The sequence below is a fragment of the Vibrio sagamiensis NBRC 104589 genome (genome assembly GCF_007990935.1).
GTDB lineage: Bacteria > Pseudomonadota > Gammaproteobacteria > Enterobacterales > Vibrionaceae > Vibrio > Vibrio sagamiensis.
The window spans coordinates 1-18,089 of record NZ_BJXJ01000020.1; the positions used below are offsets into that span (position 1 = coordinate 1).

Below are 18,089 nucleotides of genomic sequence, written 5' to 3' on the forward strand. Positions count from 1 at the left end.
AGTCAATGGAAAGGATGTTCTTCTTAAAGTGAGTAAAGAGCAAAAAAATGACGTGATGAATGCATTTAACGCTTCGGCTAACAGCATGGGTATCACATTTAAAGATAGTCCTAAAGATAATCAGGTAAGAGTGACTGTAGAAATCTAACGCTGTAGCTTGTATAAATCTTTAAATGTAAATGAAGCGGCTCCGGCCGTTTCATTTGTTTGATTTCTTACCTTATCTGTACTGGTTCAGACCTGATCTGACAGTTACCCGCTTTTCGATTCGGTATCTCTTGCCGAGTGCTCGACCTTCATCAACATCACGTTATCTTTCCACACCCTGTAGATAGATCTTGAATCACGTTCGTTCCTCACTGTTCAGGATGACGATATGGTTGTTCCAGTGGCAAGTTAGAGTCTACCATTTCAGCAGCAGGCTAGAGTCCGTCACTCATTTTCGTGGACATGGAATACCTTAAATGTGGCAGGTAATGGTTGATTGAATCGCTAGACCTTTACGCTTTACACCCATAATATTTCGATTTTTATCCAAAATTTGTGGAGTCGTATCGATAATTGAGGAAAAGCTATGCTAGCGGAATGGATTACACACAAAGACCAACTAAGAAGTTATATAGTGAAAAAGACGGGTGATCTTGATTTAGCTGATGATATTTTTCATGACGTTTACATTAAGGCCAGTCAAAAGATTGAACGGCTAGATACGAGAGATAAGCTTCAGAATTGGTTGTATCGTAGAGATTTGTACCTGAGTCAAAAAACACAAGAAGAAAACGACACTCAGAACAGCACGCTAGGCTTAACGTCCGTAAGCGCAGCATGAGTGATTAAAATATGACGAGTATTAACTTTATGGAAGAGCCGACTATACACATCGATTTTCTTGATACTGATAAAAGACAATTTGTATCTGAGCAAGTGATTGAAGATATTCTTGAGTGGGAAATCATGCACGGCGTAGCTTTTCGTTAGGCTGACAATACCGCAAGGCATGTCCCATTCAGTATTGCGCCGATGACAATGGAACGTTCAGCGTATGACCACCTACGTAAGGTTACCCCCTTGATTGCTAAACTGACCTGGTTAGTGAAGTGGGCCTTTTTACCGCACATTATCAAGGTGAACCAGTGACAGAAAATAACGGTTATGCCGGATACTTAATCCGCAGTAAACCCGCGAGTGAAAATGAAGGAGGCATACACAGTGGGCAGGGTATTTTGGACTCGTTAGTTTTGATTGACCAATAACTGGTTTTAGATTTGCGATGTGCAATCTGAGTATGGGTTGTACTGTAGTGGCCGAATGAAATTAGCCACTAAATTTAAAGGTTTGACAACACCTCAGTTGATTCAATGATTGCTAATTTAGAGAGGTCTGGGATTTATTTGTGTCCAAAAGTTTGCCGACGGGGCATGAAACACGAAAATGCCCCTTTTCTACTTAGTACAATTATTCAGCGATGAGTGACGCTGCTGAGTTTGCCATACGTGATCTAATGACGCTATGCATGAACGTATATTAAGTATCTAAGCAGTGCTAGCTTAAAAGTTTACAATTTTTGTACTAGACCAATTCAGAACTGGAACATAACATTGTCTCAACTGGTAATTCGCTTCGATGGGCACTTGGATGATGTCTTAGATATCTACTAGCCAAAATTAGCTGACACAGATTTTTGAATGCCCTTGTGTTTCGAGCTTTCAGGCTATCTTATCAAATACTTTCTTCATTAATTGCACATCTGATAATGTTAGATATTTTCATCTTAATGTTGCAGCTTTCTTGTGGTTTACAACTAAAACACCCCATCAGTAATAGTTGATAATCCTTTGTTAACAACGGTGCAATGGATTTGTGTTTTAAATTTATTATTTTTCCATACTAATCGCATTTATCCATTGGGGCTTTTAATTTCTGTGACAAAATTAAAAGTTCTTCATTATTTAGCTTCTCGTTTAGTAATAAATTCTCAAGATGTTAACTTCATGTAAATATTAAATTCCTCATTTTCGAGGTGTGAAAAAATCCATATTACAAAAGGTAAATGTATGAAAAAGATAAAACTAGAGAAAAACAGCTCATCATTTAAGAACATCTTCATCTGGAGGAGGTCTACATCCAACAGAACCTTATGTAGTCGTAAATAGAGTTGAAGGGCTAGATCGTGGAGTTTATTATTATCATTCTGATGCTCACATACTAATTAAAATTAATGAATATCCAGAAAACCTAGGAAGCTCTCTTATGCATCAATATTTTGCTGAGGATGCTTCATGTGGAATAATTTTGGCTTCTAACTTTGAACGAGAACAATGGAAATATCATCACTCTAGAGCATATCGTGTATGTTTGCTTGATGCTGGCCATCTTTCACAAACAATTCAATTAACCTGCAATGCCTATGGTCTCTCTACTTGGATCAGTGGAGCATTTTATGATAATGAGATTAATAAGTTTGTCAATGCTGACGGGTATAGAGAGTCTAGCCTATTTTACATTGCTATAGGCTACCCAGGTAGTGAAAATGCAAGACACAGTGAAGAACACAATAAAATAATAGCAAAGGAAACCAATGAACATTTCTCATGATTATAAAATAATAAGAAATATTCAAATGTTGCAATGGTTATGTAAAGGATCACTTGGGCCCTTTTTAGCAATATACTTTACCCAAGTTTCAGGAGAGGAATTCGCAGCTGTTGGTATATTTTCTTTATTATTACTATCAACGTCAATATTTGAAATTCCTACTGGTAGCTTAGCTGATAAACATGGAAGATTGAAGGTTTTTTTAATATCTCAGATATTCTTTTTCATTAGCTTATTTTTTTTACATACCACTAATAGCTTCATTCTGTTAGGTTGGGCAATATTGTCAGGGTTATCTGAAGCCATAGCTAGTGGAACATCACAAACTTGGTTTATCGATAGACATAAAGATAACGCAAAATTAAGGACTTATGTAGCGCGTTGTAGGAGTGTGAGTTTAGCTGTGATGGCATTTTCAGCTTTAATATCGGGGATAACTCTTTATTTTACTAGTGATTTAGTATGGATTATCTTCGTTTGTCAATTTAGCTCTGCACTATTAATTATGTATGTCTGTTTTAATCTAAAACTTGATAGCAAAGGAATGGGAAAGATTCGCACCCATACACAACAAATATCGCACTCTTTTAATTCCTTATGGAAAAATAAATTACTTCGTTGGTATTGGTTGTCATCGATGATTAGTACTCTATGCCTATTTCCTTTTATTAACTTTTGGCAATTATCCCTTTATAATGAAGCTAAAGATGTAAATTCATATTTAGTTGTATCTGTTGTAACAATGTTATCTCTATTAATTCAAGGTTTAGGAAATAGCATTACATCGTGGATTAGAAGTTCAAATCCAAAATCTAACATTTATTTGATTACAATCTCAAGCTCAGCAATATCGATTGGGGTTATAGTTTGCGGATTAACCAATAATATATATTTATATATATTATCTTTGCTGCCAATTTTTGTTTTTGTTGGTCTGAGAAATGCGCCAGTGCAAATACTTTTGAACAATGAAATAACATCCGATACACGAAGTACAGTTACATCAATATTTTCATTAACGTCATCTTTTGTTGGTAGTTTATTTGGATTTTTCTTATCATATCTATTGGTTTGGATATCAATAAAACAAGCGTGGTTAGTATTTGGTTTAGTTTATTTATCATTTACTTTAATTAATTTTATTATGTTAAGGTATTATTTGATTATTAATCAAAAACATAAACCTCTTTCTAGTAGTGTTTGATATGTAAGATATATCATAAAGGTTATGATTAATCATGTATGATGTTTTAGTTATAGTTATAGTTTTAGTTGTAGTTTTTAGTCGAACTATAAATAGCATTCCACGTTTGCAAAAATAACATATTCGCAGCGCTCTCAAGTCTACTTGTATTATCTTGTTGTAAGAGGATATCTGGAATTTAGAAGAATCAACCGTTATCTATACCCATATATGGGTATATAAATCTAACTTTCCTGCCATAAAACTCTACGAGAAATTTGGATTTAACAGCGTTGGAGAAGGCTGCGAAGTAACTTTACCTTGCGGAGAAACGACAAAATGTTGGGATCTGCTTGCCGAGTGCTCGTTTTAAGTACTGCAATAATCTAAACGGATAAATCCTAAATCTTATTTCACTCTTGTTACGTTGTAACAACGTTTATCAATTTGTTGATGAAAAGACTCATTTCTGCCCCTTTATGCGTTAGAGCTGTTACTCATTCACATGTTGTTAATGTGCGTTTGCCCTACCAAAAGTTATCCGAATTCGGGACATTAAGAAATTATGCCTCATGGTGCAATCTAATCTATTAACTTTTTAACTAAGCTATTGATTTGTCCTTTGAAGACTTAAGTATCATATATCCATTGAGTCAGCTTATAGCCTGTATAGTAAGCGTTATGCATTTTTCCTTGACTGCTCAATCTCTTATAGTAATATGCAACTGCACCTATAGCTCAGAAGGGTGAGAGCGCGCAAAAGCGTTTACGTGATTGCGAGGTCGCTGGTTCGAGTCCAGCTAGGTAAAGTGTATTTTCGAGTATATTTTACCTAGTTATCTCCAAGGTCAAAGCCCATGACACCTACAACTCCTTACGAAATCCAAACACATAATGTCCGAGAGCTAAATAAAGCGTGGAAACAAACTACCATGCTGATTAACGAATCATATCGAACAAAAAATTTTCAAGCGGTAGATATTCAAACAAAACTGCTTGCTTTACTCTTCTCTGCTTACACTGAAGCAATTTTTTCCAAATTGATTCATACACCATATGCGTTAAATTCTTCTGAAATTGATACCCTCAAAACCAAGTTTAGAAATGAGTCTTTTGCCGGTTGGAAGCATTGTTTAAATACTATGGTTGCAAAAATCTCATCTAAAACAGAAATAGAGAAGGAGAATATCCGAAGTGATATGCTACTTATTCTAAGAGACTATATCAGGCAACCTAGTGAACTACGTAACCGCTTAGCTCATGGACAATGGTCGATCGCTATGAATAGAGCTAACACGCAAGAAAACGCTCAAATCACTCAAAGGATTGCAGATCTAGATGTTGTAAAACTTGAGGTATACAAAAAGTCTTTTGATCTTATGTCACTAATATTGGAAGACTTGGTGGAGTCACCAAATAAAGCACATATTGATCATTATGATACTAGACTTAATCACTTTAATTCCGAGCAGGCTAAAATGGCTAGTTGGACAATTCAAGGGCGTATTGCAAGACTAGCTCCTAAGCCATTGCGTTAATAAAATGCATACAAACTGTTTAAGAGTGATTCGCAACGCGTGACATTCTTACTATGCGTTTCGTTTAGTGTTTAGGATGGTTTGCGGCGGATTTTGTATAGTGTTACTTACACCTTAGCAAAATGTTAGGCTTCAGCGTAACCCACAATTAGTCTATACATCTATAGGGGAGATTATGGAATCAGTCCTAAAGTTTCTTGAAGAAAAAGAAAGTTCATGGTCAATGGATTATGGACGTTATGATGATTTTTACCAAGTAGCTAAGAAATTCGGCTATGAATTTAAAAATCACAAAACAGTTTCTGAAGTGCAGAATTATCTTAAGGAAAAGATAAAAGAAACCCTGTATGGAGAAGATATCAATCACATTGAATTTACTAGAATACAAGAACACTTGGCGCTCAAATATTACTCTTCAGATGAAATGGAGTGTGCTAATTCTTTTAAATTTGTTCTTCTCATAAGGTATGTCATTAACAGCTTGCAGTCATATACAAACTCTGCCGATTCTTGGTTCTTGGTAAAAGATTATTTGGAAGCATTTTTATCCATTTCTAATTATCATCCAGATGGCTCTTTATTCTCGTTTGATGAGAACAGAGATATTGCAAAATCAATACAATTTCTGAGAAATAAAGGTTATAAGGTGTCTATTTTATCGGGATATCCAAGTATTGCCGAAAAAGATGAAGAGAGGTTATTTCAGGCGATTGATTATAGGTTTAAAAAGATGGGGTATAACGCTATATGCTTTACACTTCAATGCATCTCGAATTTATATGATTCGAGTCTAAAACGCTTTTTCTTAAGATCAGAGCCAAGTGTTACGGGAGTAAATAAGATAGATATTCCTTGGGGGTATATCTTTAACATTAGCCTTGCTAATTTACATTTTGTAAAAAAAATCACGCAATTACAAAAATCAATATATTGAGTGCCTTGATCTTTTAAAACATTATTTTTGCATTCAGAAACTACAAACTTTTAATAAATATAGTGATATGAATCACAGGCATGACACTATACTTCCTGCATTACAAAAAGAAATACTATACGATCAACATTGCTCCATCGACCAGGTATCTGAGAATCACATACTTCAAATCGTTTCTGGAATTTTCACTTCTGGGATACTTGCACCGTTTTCTATAGATGTTGATTTACACATAGACATTTTAATGTCTGTTTCTAAATACTCAAAACATGATCGTCCTCTATTTTTTACCGATGAAGATGTTTACCGTGATTTACAATACAAATATAGCTTGCAAGATGTTCGCTCAACATTACAGATTTTTTCATTTGAATCTGGTGAAATTAATAATGGCTATTTAAAGCCTGAAGATATAGTTAAAAGAAACTATTTTGAGAAACCATTTGTTCATGTTGATGATAAGTACATTTATATAAATCATACACTTAATAACTATGGCTTCTACACTTCCTTATTAAATTTATTCAGGGATGAAGGAGTTGATGGAAATATCATGGGTAAAGCGATAGAAGACTTTGTTGAAAATCTATTTGTTAAAAGTGGAATTGAAATTCACTCAAATAAAGAATACAAAGTATCAAAACAAATCGCAAAAGAGCTTTCTATACAAAGTCAGAAACGAGAGTGCGACTTCATTATCGAAACGAGTGATACAATAATATTTATTGAACTTAAAAGGAAAACACTGACAACAGAGGCCAGAGCAGGGAATAGCCTTAAATCAGTTGTAGATTTATCTCAATCTTGTTTTCATGCTTTAGCCCAAACTGGTTGCCATGAATACTTACTCCGACGTGATGGCATCATAAACTTTGAAGATGGAACAAAAATTGAGTTATTAGGTAGGAATGTTGAGCGAGTCGCACTATCTTTATTTGGTTTTTTTGGTGTACAAGATGGAGCATTTATACACCAAGTACTAAATAGTTTAATTAATGCACAAATTGAAAGTGGTGATGAACGAGAAGACAAAAAGGTAAACAAAAATCTTTTAGAGCTACAAAATCAATATCGGTCGAATGTCTTTAATGAGGCATATGGTAAACAGAGAATAACATTTTTTAATTGTAGATTTTTCAGTATTCCGCAATTAATGGAAATGTTATCAAACAGTTCTAACAACGAAGAATTCAAAGTTGAGTTAAATCATACCAGACATGCTTCAACAGGAAGTAAAGATTGGTTTAAAGATTATCAATTCCTACGCAAACTGAAAAAAGCCAGTTAACAAGATACTATGGCGTCAATAGTTAAGTATTGACGCTATCTTTATCCCACATGACACCGTCTGTTCTGCACCACTAGTACTCGACATCGAGTAAAGTGACATTGCCATATCTTAAGTTATTCATGAATTGCTAATGTTCAATTTTCTGAAACTGATTTATGTCCATTTTCGAGTTAGAGAGCCTCTAACTTGATTAACTCCAGATAGCTTAGTCCACAAAGCAAAAAGCGAACCTTGTAAGGGTTCGCTTTTGAATTATTAGAAATTAACCAACTTCACTAAATCGTTAACTAACTTAATTAATTAGTTATCTTCACTAACCCCAAAACTACTCTTGGTAATTTTCCATGCCTGGGCATGAACAGATCAGGTTACGGTCGCCGTAAACATTATCGACGCGGTTGACCGTTGGCCAGTACTTCCAAGATTTGGTTGCCTTAGAAGGGAAGCAGCCGATCTCACGAGAGTATGGGCGATCCCACTCGTCAGCAGACAAGTCCACTTGAGTGTGAGGCGCATTAACCAGTGGGTTATTATCCAGTGGCCATTCACCTTTTTGTACCTTAGTCATCTCTTCACGGATAGCAATCATCGCTTCACAGAAACGATCCATCTCTTCCAGATCTTCCGATTCCGTCGGCTCTACCATCAAGGTGCCCGCAACAGGGAAGGACATGGTTGGCGCGTGGAAACCATAGTCCATCAAACGCTTGGCAATGTCTTCTTCGCTGATACCTGTTTCTTCCTTCAGTGGACGAATATCAATGATGCACTCGTGAGCAACACGGCCGTTAGTGCCACGGTATAACACAGGGTAGTGAGTGCGCAGTTGCTCCATCACATAGTTTGCATTCAAGATCGCAACTTTGGTGGCTTCAGTTAGGCCTGCTTCACCCATCATGGCAATGTATGCCCAAGAGATTGGCAAGATAGACGCACTGCCCATATCCGCTGCTGCAACCGCAAACTGCTCACCATCGACACCGTTCTCAACGTGACCCGGTAAGAAAGGCGCAAGATGAGATTTCACTCCAATCGGTCCCATACCCGGGCCGCCGCCGCCGTGTGGAATACAGAAGGTTTTATGTAAGTTCAAATGCGACACATCAGAGCCGATAAAGCCCGGAGTCGTGAGGCCAACCTGTGCGTTCATGTTGGCACCGTCCAAGTAAACCTGACCGCCAGCCGCATGTACCATCTCACACACTTGTTTCACTTGCTCTTCATACACGCCGTGGGTCGAAGGGTAAGTGATCATGATGCTTGATAGGTTGTCTTGGTGCTTTTCAATTTTTTCGGCCAGATCGTCGATGTCGATATTGCCATCCTCGTCACACTTCACCACCACTACTTTCATCGACACCATAGAGGCTGTCGCTGGGTTAGTGCCGTGGGCAGAGCTTGGGATCAAACACACGTTACGATGCGCTTCACCACGGCTCTCATGGTAACGTTGAATGGCAATCAGACCTGCATACTCACCAGAAGCGCCCGAGTTCGGTTGTAGCGAAAAAGCATCGTAGCCAGTAATTTCACACAGCTTCTGTTTTAAATCTTTTGCCAGCGCCGCATATCCTGCCGCTTGATCTGCTGGTGCGTATGGGTGAATGGCACCAAACTCAGGCCAAGTGACCGGAATCATCTCAGCTGCTGCGTTAAGCTTCATGGTACAACTGCCCAGTGGGATCATGCCGTGCGTCAGTGAAAAATCTTTATTTTCTAACTGTTTTAGATAACGCATCATCTGTGTTTCACTGTGGTGAGTGTTAAATACAGGATGCGTCAGGTATTGACTTGTACGGCGAAGCGCTTCTGGAATCGCGGCAAATTCATTCATTGCGATTTCACTAGAAAGCGATGAGATCGCTTCTTCTACGCCAAATACCGCAAATAATGCAGCAATGTCTTCTGTGGTGGTGGTCTCGTCACAGCTGATACCAAGTTGATTTGGTAGCTTGCGTAGATTGAGGTTCGCCGCCAGTGCACTGTTGTACAACGATTCAGTATTTGTACCAGTGTTGATGGTGATGGTGTCAAAGAAACTGTTGTGTGCCAGCTCAAAACCGCTTTTGGTTAAACCCGCGGCTAGAATCGCCGTCATATGGTGAGTACGACGTGCAATGGTACGCAAACCTTCTGCACCGTGATACACCGCGTAGAAAGAGGCCATATTGGCTAGCAGAGCTTGAGCAGTACAGATGTTTGAGGTCGCTTTTTCACGGCGGATATGCTGCTCACGTGTTTGCATCGCCATACGCAGCGCTTGATTGCCTTTGCTGTCGATGGAAACGCCAATCACACGGCCTGGCATGGTGCGTTTATGCTTATCACGGGTTGCCATAAATGCAGCGTGAGGACCACCGTAACCCATTGGAACACCAAAGCGTTGTGCAGAGCCGATCGCCACATCAGCACCCATTTCACCGACGGGTTTAAGCAGTGTAGAAGCCAACAGATCGGTAGCCACGGTCACTAGGGTTTTGTTGGCTTGAGCTTGCGCAATGATATCAGTCAGATCGCGCACTTCACCGGTTGTGCTTGGGTATTGAAGTAGGGCGCCAAATACGTCTTGTTGAGGAAGGATATCGGCATTTCCGACCATCACCTCAAAACCGATGAACTTAGCACGAGTTTTCACTACTTCGATGGTTTGTGGGTGAACATCATCAGCAACGAAGAACACGTCGCTTTTACTCTTACCCGCACGTTTACACAGCGTCATTGCCTCTGCGGCGGCGGTGGCTTCATCAAGCAGAGAAGCATTGGCGATTTCAAGGCCTGTTAGGTCCATGACCATTTGCTGGAAGTTAAGCAAAGATTCTAGGCGACCTTGAGAAATCTCTGGTTGGTATGGAGTATACGCCGTGTACCAGCCAGGGTTTTCCATCACGTTACGTAGGATAACGTTTGGTGTGAACGTGTTGTAATAACCTTGGCCAATAAAGCTGCGGTTAATTTGGTTCATATCCGCAAATTGACGCATTGCTTTAAGCATATCTGCTTCGCTTTTGGCAGCGGCGAGCGTCATTGGTTGCTCTAAACGGATTTGAGCAGGTACGGTTTCATCAATCAGTGCGTCTAGGCTGACCGCATTGATCGCTTCCAACATTTTGGCTTGGTCGGAAGAGTTTGGTCCATTGTGGCGAGCAACGAACTCATTTTGTGTGCTGAGGCTTTGAAGTAATTCAGTCATTGTCCTTTACCTATTCTTCGTTCGGGTAACGGAGGTTCGCTACTGATAATGTTAATTATACGACCGAACTTAGAAAAAAAGCTGTCACCTTATTGAATCGAGGGACAGCTTTGTTTCATTCTATTCTTCTTCTTCAATGATGCTTAAGTATTCGTCGGCATCACGAAGGTCATTAAGTTCTGATGGATCAGAGAGTTGGACTTTCACAATCCAGCCACCATCATATGGCTCTTCGTTGATCAGTTCTGGGCTGTCTTCAAGCTCTTCATTGATTTCGACGATTTCACCAGTCACAGGGGAGTAGATGTCTGACGCGGCTTTTACTGATTCGACTAAAGAAAAACCTTCACCTGCTGCTATTTTGTCATCAATATCCGGTAGGTCGACGAAAACCACGTCACCTAGCATTTCTTGTGCATGCGCTGAAATTCCGATAGTCACAGTACCGTCACCGTTGTCACGAACCCATTCGTGGCTGTCTGTAAACTTCAATGTATTGTCCATTGCTTAATCTCCAAATAACTAGTCAGAAATAGTTCTGATATAAAATAGATTATCGGTAAAGGGGGAAGCGGTTACAAAGCGCTTTCACTTCTTTACGCACACGTTGTTCTACTTCCTTGTCACCTTCAGGGTTGTTCACCAAGCCATCCAGTACGTCGCCAATCCAATGACCAATAAGCGTAAATTCTTCAATGCCAAAGCCTCGGCTTGTGCCTGCGGGAGTTCCTAAACGGATCCCAGAGGTAATCATAGGCTTCTCTGTATCAAATGGGATCCCATTTTTATTACATGTGATACCAGCACGCTCTAATGCTTCTTCTGCTTTATTGCCTTTCAACCCTTTAGGGCGTAAGTCCACCAGCATGAGATGAGTATCGGTACCACCCGTGACAATGTCACAACCACGACTTTGCAAGACTTCGGCAAGTGTTTTGGCATTGCTGATTACCGAGCCGATGTAGTTTTTAAACTCAGGACCTAGAGCTTCACCAAAGGCTACCGCTTTGGCTGCGATAACGTGCATCAGTGGGCCACCTTGTAAACCAGGAAAGACCGCTGAGTTGATCTTTTTGCTGATTGCTTCATCGTTAGTCAGGATCATTCCACCACGAGGACCGCGCAATGTTTTGTGAGTCGTTGTTGTGACGATGTGGGCATGAGGCAGTGGGCTAGGGTGTTCACCAGCAGCAATTAAACCAGCGATGTGCGCCATGTCGACCATCAGGATGGCATTAACTTCATCGGCGATCTCACGGAATTTAGCGAAGTCCAGTGTACGAGGAATGGCACTTCCTCCGGCGATGATCATCTTAGGCTGATGCTCCAAGGCCAGTTTGCGTACTTCTTCGTAATTGATTTCTAGTGTGTCGCGTTCTACACCATATTGCACTGCGTTAAACCACTTACCCGATAGAGCGGGGCGAGCGCCGTGTGTTAGGTGGCCGCCTGCATCTAATGACATGCCAAGAATGGTATCGCCAGGTTGTAATAAAGCCAATTTCACTGCGCCATTCGCTTGCGCCCCTGAGTGAGGTTGAACGTTGGCGTATTCGCAATTAAATAGTTTTTTCGCACGTTCGATGGCAATGGCTTCGACGGTATCGACATATTCACAACCGCCGTAATAACGACGACCCGGATAGCCTTCTGCATATTTATTGGTTAGGCAGGTGCCTTGAGCCTGCATTACGGCTTTAGAAACAATGTTTTCAGAAGCGATGAGTTCGATTTGTTCTTCTTGGCGTGCGCATTCAGCTTGGATTCCAGCGAAAACGGCGTCGTCTGTCGCGGATAGGTTAGTAGTGAAAAAATTTTCCAAGCTATGGTTAGGATAACTTTTGTGCATGATGGTGACCTTGCAAATTTGATAATGTACTCGAACACTCGATTACCTTGTGGTGTTTCATGAGTCCATTTATGCTCAAAACTGCTGAACTGCGAGGCAGAACAGGATGAAATATGCCCCAATGATGGGAACAAAATACCGAAGAATGGTGTTTTCCTTGCTTACCAATCTGTTTCGGAATGTATATCTCGACATCTAACAAGTCGGTAACATAGCGTTAGACGAATGAACATTCAACTACTAATTTCCTATAAGAAACAAATTTTCTGATTTTGTTAACAAAGTATGCATTATTTGGTGTGATGTTCTTTTAAGCGATTTATGTATCGTGCACAATGAAGACAACATTAGATGAAGTCGGTTTTGAGAAGGATTTATGGCCGAGAATATTTACGATGAATACCCTTCAATGAGGTTAGAGAAAGAGCAAAGAGAACAGAATATTGAGCCGTTGAAATTAGGTCAGCGAATTAAAGATATTCGTTCTAAGCTCGGGATTACCTTAGAAGAAGCCAGTAATCGTACTGGGCTTGCGCGTTCGACACTGAGTAAAATCGAGAACGAACAAATCTCACCAACGTTTCAAGCCATGCAAAAGTTAGCCAGTGGTTTGCAAATTGATATGCCGCAACTATTTGAGCCACCTACAAAAAAAGTAGCGGTGGGGCGCAGAGATATAACAAAAAACCAGCAAGGTAAACCTCACCCAACGCCAACTTATGAGCATGAATTATTAGCAACTCAACTATCTAACAAAAAAATGATGCCATTTAAAAGTCAGGTTAGAGCACGGCATTTTGGGGAATATAAAGATTGGGTACGTCATGATGGTGAGGAATTTTTATTGATCCTGTCAGGAGAGGTGAGGTTTTATTCTGAGTTCTATGAGCCGGTTGCCTTAAGTGAGGGAGACAGCGTTTATTACGACGCTAATATGGGGCATATTTTAACCAGCCTTAGCGAGCAAGATGCGCAAATTTTATGGGTGACAGCTCGCTAATGATAATAAGATGTAAATTTCTTATAGTGAAAGCAATCGTTTGCTTGGTGCAATCAAAGCATAAAAAATCTATGGAAATGAAAATTCCATACGGATTAACCCTTAGATTTACGTCTTTTTATGCTTTTTGAGTGTAGCTAAAATGTTAAAAGTCACACTTTTGTATTCGAACTGATGACTATGCGTGCAAATCAGAATTACTCATGTTTATTATTGGAAACATCTGGACATCATCACGAGTTTATTTATACGGAGACGACAATGACTCAAGAACTTCTAAAAACACCACTTCATGCCCTTCACTTGGAAGTGGGCGCGAAAATGGTCCCATTTGCGGGCTACGACATGCCAGTGCAGTACCCTTTGGGCGTAAAGAAAGAGCACTTACATACTCGTGATGCTGCCGGATTATTTGATGTTTCTCATATGGGCCAGTTACGTTTGCACGGAGAGGGCGCTGCAGCTTTCCTAGAGTCTTTGGTTCCTGTCGATATTATTGATCTTGGTGCTGGTAAGCAGCGTTATGCGTTCTTTACCAATGAACAAGGCGGTATCATGGATGATTTAATGGTGGCAAACCTTGGCGACCACCTTTTCGTTGTTGTGAATGCGGCTTGCAAAGAACAAGATATTGCCCATTTGAACGAGCATTTGCCATCGAATGTAACTCTAGAAGTAATAGAAGACCGAGCTCTACTGGCGATTCAAGGACCAAAAGCTTCGGAAGTGCTATCTCGTTTTGCGCCTGAAGTGACAGACATGCTGTTCATGGATGTACGTAAGGTTGATCTGCTTGGTACCGAATGCATCGTTTCTCGTAGTGGTTATACTGGGGAAGATGGTTATGAAATTTCTGTACCTGCAACACATGCGCAAGAGCTTGCTACTAAGTTGACGGCAGAATCGGAAGTCGAGTGGATTGGCCTTGGGGCGCGAGACTCTCTTCGCCTAGAATGCGGCTTATGCTTGTATGGTCACGATCTTGACCCAACAACTACGCCTGTAGAAGCAAGCTTATTGTGGGGCATTCAAAAAGTACGTCGTGCCGATGGCGAACGTGCCGGTGGTTTCCCTGGTGCTGCAATTATCCTTGAGCAAATCGAAACCAAAGACGTTGCTCGTAAACGCGTGGGGTTAGTTGGACAAACCAAAGCTCCAGTCCGTGAAGGCGCTGAGCTGTTTGATGCAGAAGGAACCAAAATTGGTATTGTAACTAGTGGTACAGCTGGCCCGAATGCAGGCAAACCGGTGTCGATGGGCTATGTGCGTGCTGATCTGGCTGCTATCGGTACTGAGTTGTTTGCTGAAGTGCGTGGTAAAAAGCTCCCAATGACAGTTGAGAAAATGCCATTTGTTCCTCAGCGTTATTACCGAGGTTAATTCTTATTAAGTAACGAATTTAGCTGGCCCCACTTTTTAGTGGGGTTTATTTTAAGTGCCTAGGAAATCCAATATAAGAGATATGGTTACGATGAAGGCGATAAGTGATGAGTCCGGAAAAGCTACATTTTACTACTGCACTTAAGGAAGGCTTTAACGATAAGCCTCTCTTATTTGTCCTTTATTTACAATTATTACAAAATCTCTTAGCACACCATCATTTCCGCTATCAAATCAGTAAAAACACAATTAAAGATCGTGGTATTTTATTCCAATACCGGGTGTAAGAGCCCACCGAGCAGGTCGGCCAGCACATCACTATATGTGATTTTATAGCCTGGTACGGCATTTATTAAGCTCACAACTGAGGTGTCTGAGTTTTATGTCACAGCAACGAAATTTCCATCCACCAATACTTACCCAGGATGTTGAGACCCTATTTAAACAGCTAGATAGCTACGATGATCCTTGCCTGCTTTTTCTTTATGCTAACAATTTAGAACAATGGCGTTATCAAATATTACTAAATACACTACAAGATGAAAAAATTTCTACTTCAGAGATATACCAATTGTCTGTTGATGTTAGTTTCTGCCTATGTTTTGACGATGCAACGTCAATACAAGTGCTCGCCGATGAATTAATCAACAAAGCGAAAGAGAGTGGCACTTCAGTATTTCTTTCAGTATTTCGTCATAACTGTTTAGCCAAACCTAAAGACACCTTTGATTGGGGAGTCGTTCAGCTTAAGAAGTTGGTAGAAACAAGTACATCTGACATGGATTTGGCAATTAATGACTTTACAGATAGGACCAACTGGCCGGGTCTTGAAGAATATACTAGACCTAAGGAAACAAACCCCTTAACAGAGCAATTTATAAAAGAGGAGCCGAAACTTGGTTGGCTGATAAGAATTGCCAAACGATTTGGGTTTGCTAGTAAAAAAATCAATCTAGCTGAGCTTGAACAGCTGAGTTCGTTATCAATGGTACGTCCGTTCATTGAATCATTGCCCAATGGAGAAGCGCTGTGGCATTACGTGTTAACAGGTCATGGAAAGGATATTTTAGACGAGCAAAATGCCTTTATTGATTTAGATGGTGTGTTACTGTTGGTCCATGCTAATAGATTTGCTCCTGAGTTTTATCGGCATATTCTAGACGTACTTCGCTATGACTCGATTCCGGAACAAAACGACATTCATGATGACTTTGAGCGGGTTATTTATGAACTGGCCGAAGAACTATTAGAAGCAGAGACAGGCAGAGCAACAAAGCAGACATGTATGTTACGCCTGTTAGATATTTTTTATCATATCTTTGATCAGACGACTTGGTCTGACAACATCTATGAAATATTGGTTGAAACTGAAGGTTCGTCCTGTTTAACGGATGCCGAATTTAAAGCGAGATATAGCCGGCCCACGACAGAAGATACTGATAATGTTACTGCGGAGACGCAACAAGCTATCTTAGAGCTGCTGGATGACTTTGAAGACTATCATTTTTGTTCCTACAAGCAATGGCGCTCTATTGAAAAGATCTTTGTTGATAAGCGCTTAGCGGTTAATCCTAATTGCTGGAAAGGCTCAGAGCCATCAAGCCATTTATTATTAGCCAGTATTCTGCTGTACAAAGATAAACAAACAAATATAAATGACAGCAATACACAGGCACTTCGGCAACTGATCGATGACTTACTGTTACCAGAAATTTTAAGATTGATTGAATCAGATCTTGAACATGATGAAACTCTACCTAATGCCTTTGTTACTTGGTTACATTCAGATAGCACCGATATAGATTTTGATAGTATTCAGCAGCTTAAATCGGTATTGGCCGGAGATATCGGTATGGATGCTCATAGAACAAAACATCAGGCACAGCCACATACGCAACTATTTAGCAGTATTAGTGATTTTATGCCTATTCTTGCCAGTTGTTATTGGTTACAGCTCAGTGAGCCAAGGTTACTGACTCAGAAAGTGATCACAATGGCATTGAGACTAGCGCCACAGGCAACATTGAGTTGCTTTACTCGTTTACAGATGCCTTTTTCTGGCCGATTTAAAAATGACAAGCAAAAAAAACAGCTGCTGGTGGATTTAAGTAAGATCGAGATTGATGCTTACGATTTTCTGACTTTCGAAGTCAGGTTAGCTCAATCTCACGATATTCCTCGATATAGAAAGCTGGTAAGAAAATACGCTAAGTTGAAAAAAGATAAACAGCAACTCTGGGATATTGCTCTCGCTAAAGTGACACCAAGAATCCGAGATTACTTCTATTTAGACGTTTATCGTTTAGCTCCTAAAGTTGCGACACCACTGCTAACACAGCGGTCAGATATGCTAGATGAGCTGATAAATAAAACCAGTCACTTCGATGATGATTTCATCAAAACTATGTTTACTCATGATGAGCTTTCGTTCAGCGAACGCCGTGAATTCTTACCTGAAAAGTATAAGTTGCCAATCGTGATTGAAAGCGAAGTGGAGAGAATTAAGCAGGTTTCTCGCTTTGCATGGTTTATTCTTGCTGATCAAAAACTAAAGCTTATTGCAGTATCAGGTGAAGAAAAGCTGGACTCTGAAGCTAAGTTACTTGATTTCGCTAAATATAGCGCTAATTTTTATGTGATTATTAACGACAGTGTTGAACGTAATACAATCACAACTAAGCTACATTCGTTTATTAGTTATACAGAGAGAGAAAAACGGTTAAAACAAGGAATACAAGACTTTTTGTCTGGCAAGTTAACCTTTGAGCACTATCAAAATAAATTTGATCATTACTCTGACAGCAAAGTTTACGATATCTATATCGAAAATTACTGTGAATACAGTACTTGTATTTTGCCGCAGATACTGGCTGAGCCCGATGAACAAGTCCAACTCCGATTGATTAAATTACTTTGCAGCCATAGGACTCGTGGTAAGCGTATTCTGAGAAAGATCGCAGAAAATATGTTCTTTGATCATTATCTCACCAATGGTCGTGCCGATTTCGAAATGCGTCATGATCCTGAGCTGGATGTCGATGATCTTACCGATGACTGGATCGAGCGCTGGCAGAATTTCCACAAAGAATTAGAGCATAAAATTAACGCGGTGCAGTAAGGAAAGTTGCT

General features: G+C 40.0%; 12 protein-coding genes and 2 pseudogenes. 11 read left to right on the plus strand and 3 right to left on the minus strand.

Translation table 11 applies throughout. From position 1 onward, the window contains the following. Positions 1 to 574 precede the first annotated feature (574 nt). The 8 genes and pseudogenes from VSA01S_RS11045 to VSA01S_RS11085 all read left to right on the plus strand — a co-directional run bounded on the left by VSA01S_RS11045 (position 575) and on the right by VSA01S_RS11085 (position 7,538). A complete protein-coding gene (locus tag VSA01S_RS11045; RefSeq protein WP_083932330.1) occupies positions 575 to 829 on the plus strand; it encodes a sigma factor in 255 nt (84 codons plus the stop codon). An 11-nt stretch (positions 830 to 840) separates the two neighbouring features. Further along, positions 841 to 978, plus strand: coding sequence for a hypothetical protein (locus tag VSA01S_RS19995; protein ID WP_158000798.1), 138 nt, complete (start codon positions 841 to 843; stop codon positions 976 to 978). Positions 979 to 1,079: 101 nt separating this feature from the next. Beyond that, positions 1,080 to 1,253: pseudogene (locus VSA01S_RS11050) on the plus strand (glutathione synthase); the annotation flags it as partial. An 844-nt stretch (positions 1,254 to 2,097) separates the two neighbouring features. Further along, a pseudogene (locus VSA01S_RS11055) lies at positions 2,098 to 2,595 on the plus strand (SagB family peptide dehydrogenase); the annotation flags it as partial. Then, the gene (locus VSA01S_RS11060; protein WP_039982223.1) at positions 2,579 to 3,799 is read left to right on the plus strand and encodes an MFS transporter; all 1,221 of its coding nucleotides are present in this window, start codon (positions 2,579 to 2,581) and stop codon (positions 3,797 to 3,799) included. The pseudogene VSA01S_RS11055 and the gene VSA01S_RS11060, both read left to right, overlap by 17 nt. Before the next feature lie 836 nt (positions 3,800 to 4,635). Then, a complete protein-coding gene (locus tag VSA01S_RS11070) occupies positions 4,636 to 5,316 on the plus strand; it encodes a hypothetical protein (RefSeq protein WP_039982224.1) in 681 nt (226 codons plus the stop codon). A 175-nt stretch (positions 5,317 to 5,491) separates the two neighbouring features. Beyond that, complete coding sequence (locus tag VSA01S_RS11080) at positions 5,492 to 6,250, plus strand: hypothetical protein (RefSeq protein ID WP_039982225.1); 759 nt, start codon at positions 5,492 to 5,494, stop codon at positions 6,248 to 6,250. Between the two features lie 67 nt (positions 6,251 to 6,317). After that, positions 6,318 to 7,538: an ATP-binding protein gene (locus VSA01S_RS11085; RefSeq protein ID WP_145993898.1), complete on the plus strand. Its 1,221-nt coding sequence runs from the start codon at positions 6,318 to 6,320 to the stop codon at positions 7,536 to 7,538. 328 nt (positions 7,539 to 7,866) lie between these two features. On the opposite strand, the gene gcvP is transcribed toward VSA01S_RS11085, so the two are convergent. The 3 genes from gcvP to VSA01S_RS11100 all read right to left on the minus strand — a co-directional run bounded on the left by gcvP (position 7,867) and on the right by VSA01S_RS11100 (position 12,580). Beyond that, positions 7,867 to 10,731, minus strand: a complete 2,865-nt coding sequence (gcvP, locus tag VSA01S_RS11090; RefSeq protein ID WP_039982227.1) for an aminomethyl-transferring glycine dehydrogenase — start codon at positions 10,729 to 10,731, stop codon at positions 7,867 to 7,869. Positions 10,732 to 10,851: 120 nt separating this feature from the next. Further along, a complete protein-coding gene (gcvH, locus tag VSA01S_RS11095; RefSeq protein ID WP_039982228.1) occupies positions 10,852 to 11,235 on the minus strand; it encodes a glycine cleavage system protein GcvH in 384 nt (127 codons plus the stop codon). Between the two features lie 49 nt (positions 11,236 to 11,284). Further along, on the minus strand, positions 11,285 to 12,580 hold the full coding sequence (locus VSA01S_RS11100) for a serine hydroxymethyltransferase (protein WP_039982229.1): 1,296 nt from the start codon (positions 12,578 to 12,580) through the stop codon (positions 11,285 to 11,287). Positions 12,581 to 12,956: 376 nt separating this feature from the next. Here VSA01S_RS11100 and VSA01S_RS11105 point away from each other — a divergent pair, with 376 nt between their 5' ends. The 3 genes from VSA01S_RS11105 (at position 12,957) to VSA01S_RS11115 (ending at position 18,078) form a co-directional block, all read left to right on the plus strand. Next, positions 12,957 to 13,580 carry a helix-turn-helix domain-containing protein gene (locus tag VSA01S_RS11105; RefSeq protein WP_039982230.1) on the plus strand — a complete coding sequence of 208 codons (624 nt, stop codon included), beginning with the start codon at positions 12,957 to 12,959 and terminating at the stop codon, positions 13,578 to 13,580. 261 nt (positions 13,581 to 13,841) lie between these two features. Beyond that, entirely contained in the window at positions 13,842 to 14,960 is a 1,119-nt protein-coding gene (gene gcvT / locus VSA01S_RS11110; protein WP_039982231.1) for a glycine cleavage system aminomethyltransferase GcvT, read from the plus strand. A gap of 382 nt (positions 14,961 to 15,342) precedes the next feature. Beyond that, positions 15,343 to 18,078, plus strand: a complete 2,736-nt coding sequence (locus tag VSA01S_RS11115) for a hypothetical protein (RefSeq protein WP_039982233.1) — start codon at positions 15,343 to 15,345, stop codon at positions 18,076 to 18,078. Positions 18,079 to 18,089 lie beyond the last annotated feature (11 nt).

Coding starts and splice junctions, on each gene's coding strand:
- gcvT (WP_039982231.1), top strand. CDS start 13,842: ATGACTCAAGAACTTCTAAAAACACCACTTCATGCCCTTCACTTGGAA.
- VSA01S_RS11070 (WP_039982224.1), top strand. CDS start 4,636: ATGACACCTACAACTCCTTACGAAATCCAAACACATAATGTCCGAGAG.
- VSA01S_RS11060 (WP_039982223.1), top strand. CDS start 2,579: ATGAACATTTCTCATGATTATAAAATAATAAGAAATATTCAAATGTTG.
- VSA01S_RS11115 (WP_039982233.1), top strand. CDS start 15,343: ATGTCACAGCAACGAAATTTCCATCCACCAATACTTACCCAGGATGTT.
- VSA01S_RS11045 (WP_083932330.1), top strand. CDS start 575: ATGCTAGCGGAATGGATTACACACAAAGACCAACTAAGAAGTTATATA.
- VSA01S_RS11080 (WP_039982225.1), top strand. CDS start 5,492: ATGGAATCAGTCCTAAAGTTTCTTGAAGAAAAAGAAAGTTCATGGTCA.
- VSA01S_RS11085 (WP_145993898.1), top strand. CDS start 6,318: ATGAATCACAGGCATGACACTATACTTCCTGCATTACAAAAAGAAATA.
- VSA01S_RS19995 (WP_158000798.1), top strand. CDS start 841: ATGACGAGTATTAACTTTATGGAAGAGCCGACTATACACATCGATTTT.
- gcvH (WP_039982228.1), bottom strand. CDS start 11,235: ATGGACAATACATTGAAGTTTACAGACAGCCACGAATGGGTTCGTGAC.
- VSA01S_RS11100 (WP_039982229.1), bottom strand. CDS start 12,580: ATGCACAAAAGTTATCCTAACCATAGCTTGGAAAATTTTTTCACTACT.
- gcvP (WP_039982227.1), bottom strand. CDS start 10,731: ATGACTGAATTACTTCAAAGCCTCAGCACACAAAATGAGTTCGTTGCT.
- VSA01S_RS11105 (WP_039982230.1), top strand. CDS start 12,957: ATGGCCGAGAATATTTACGATGAATACCCTTCAATGAGGTTAGAGAAA.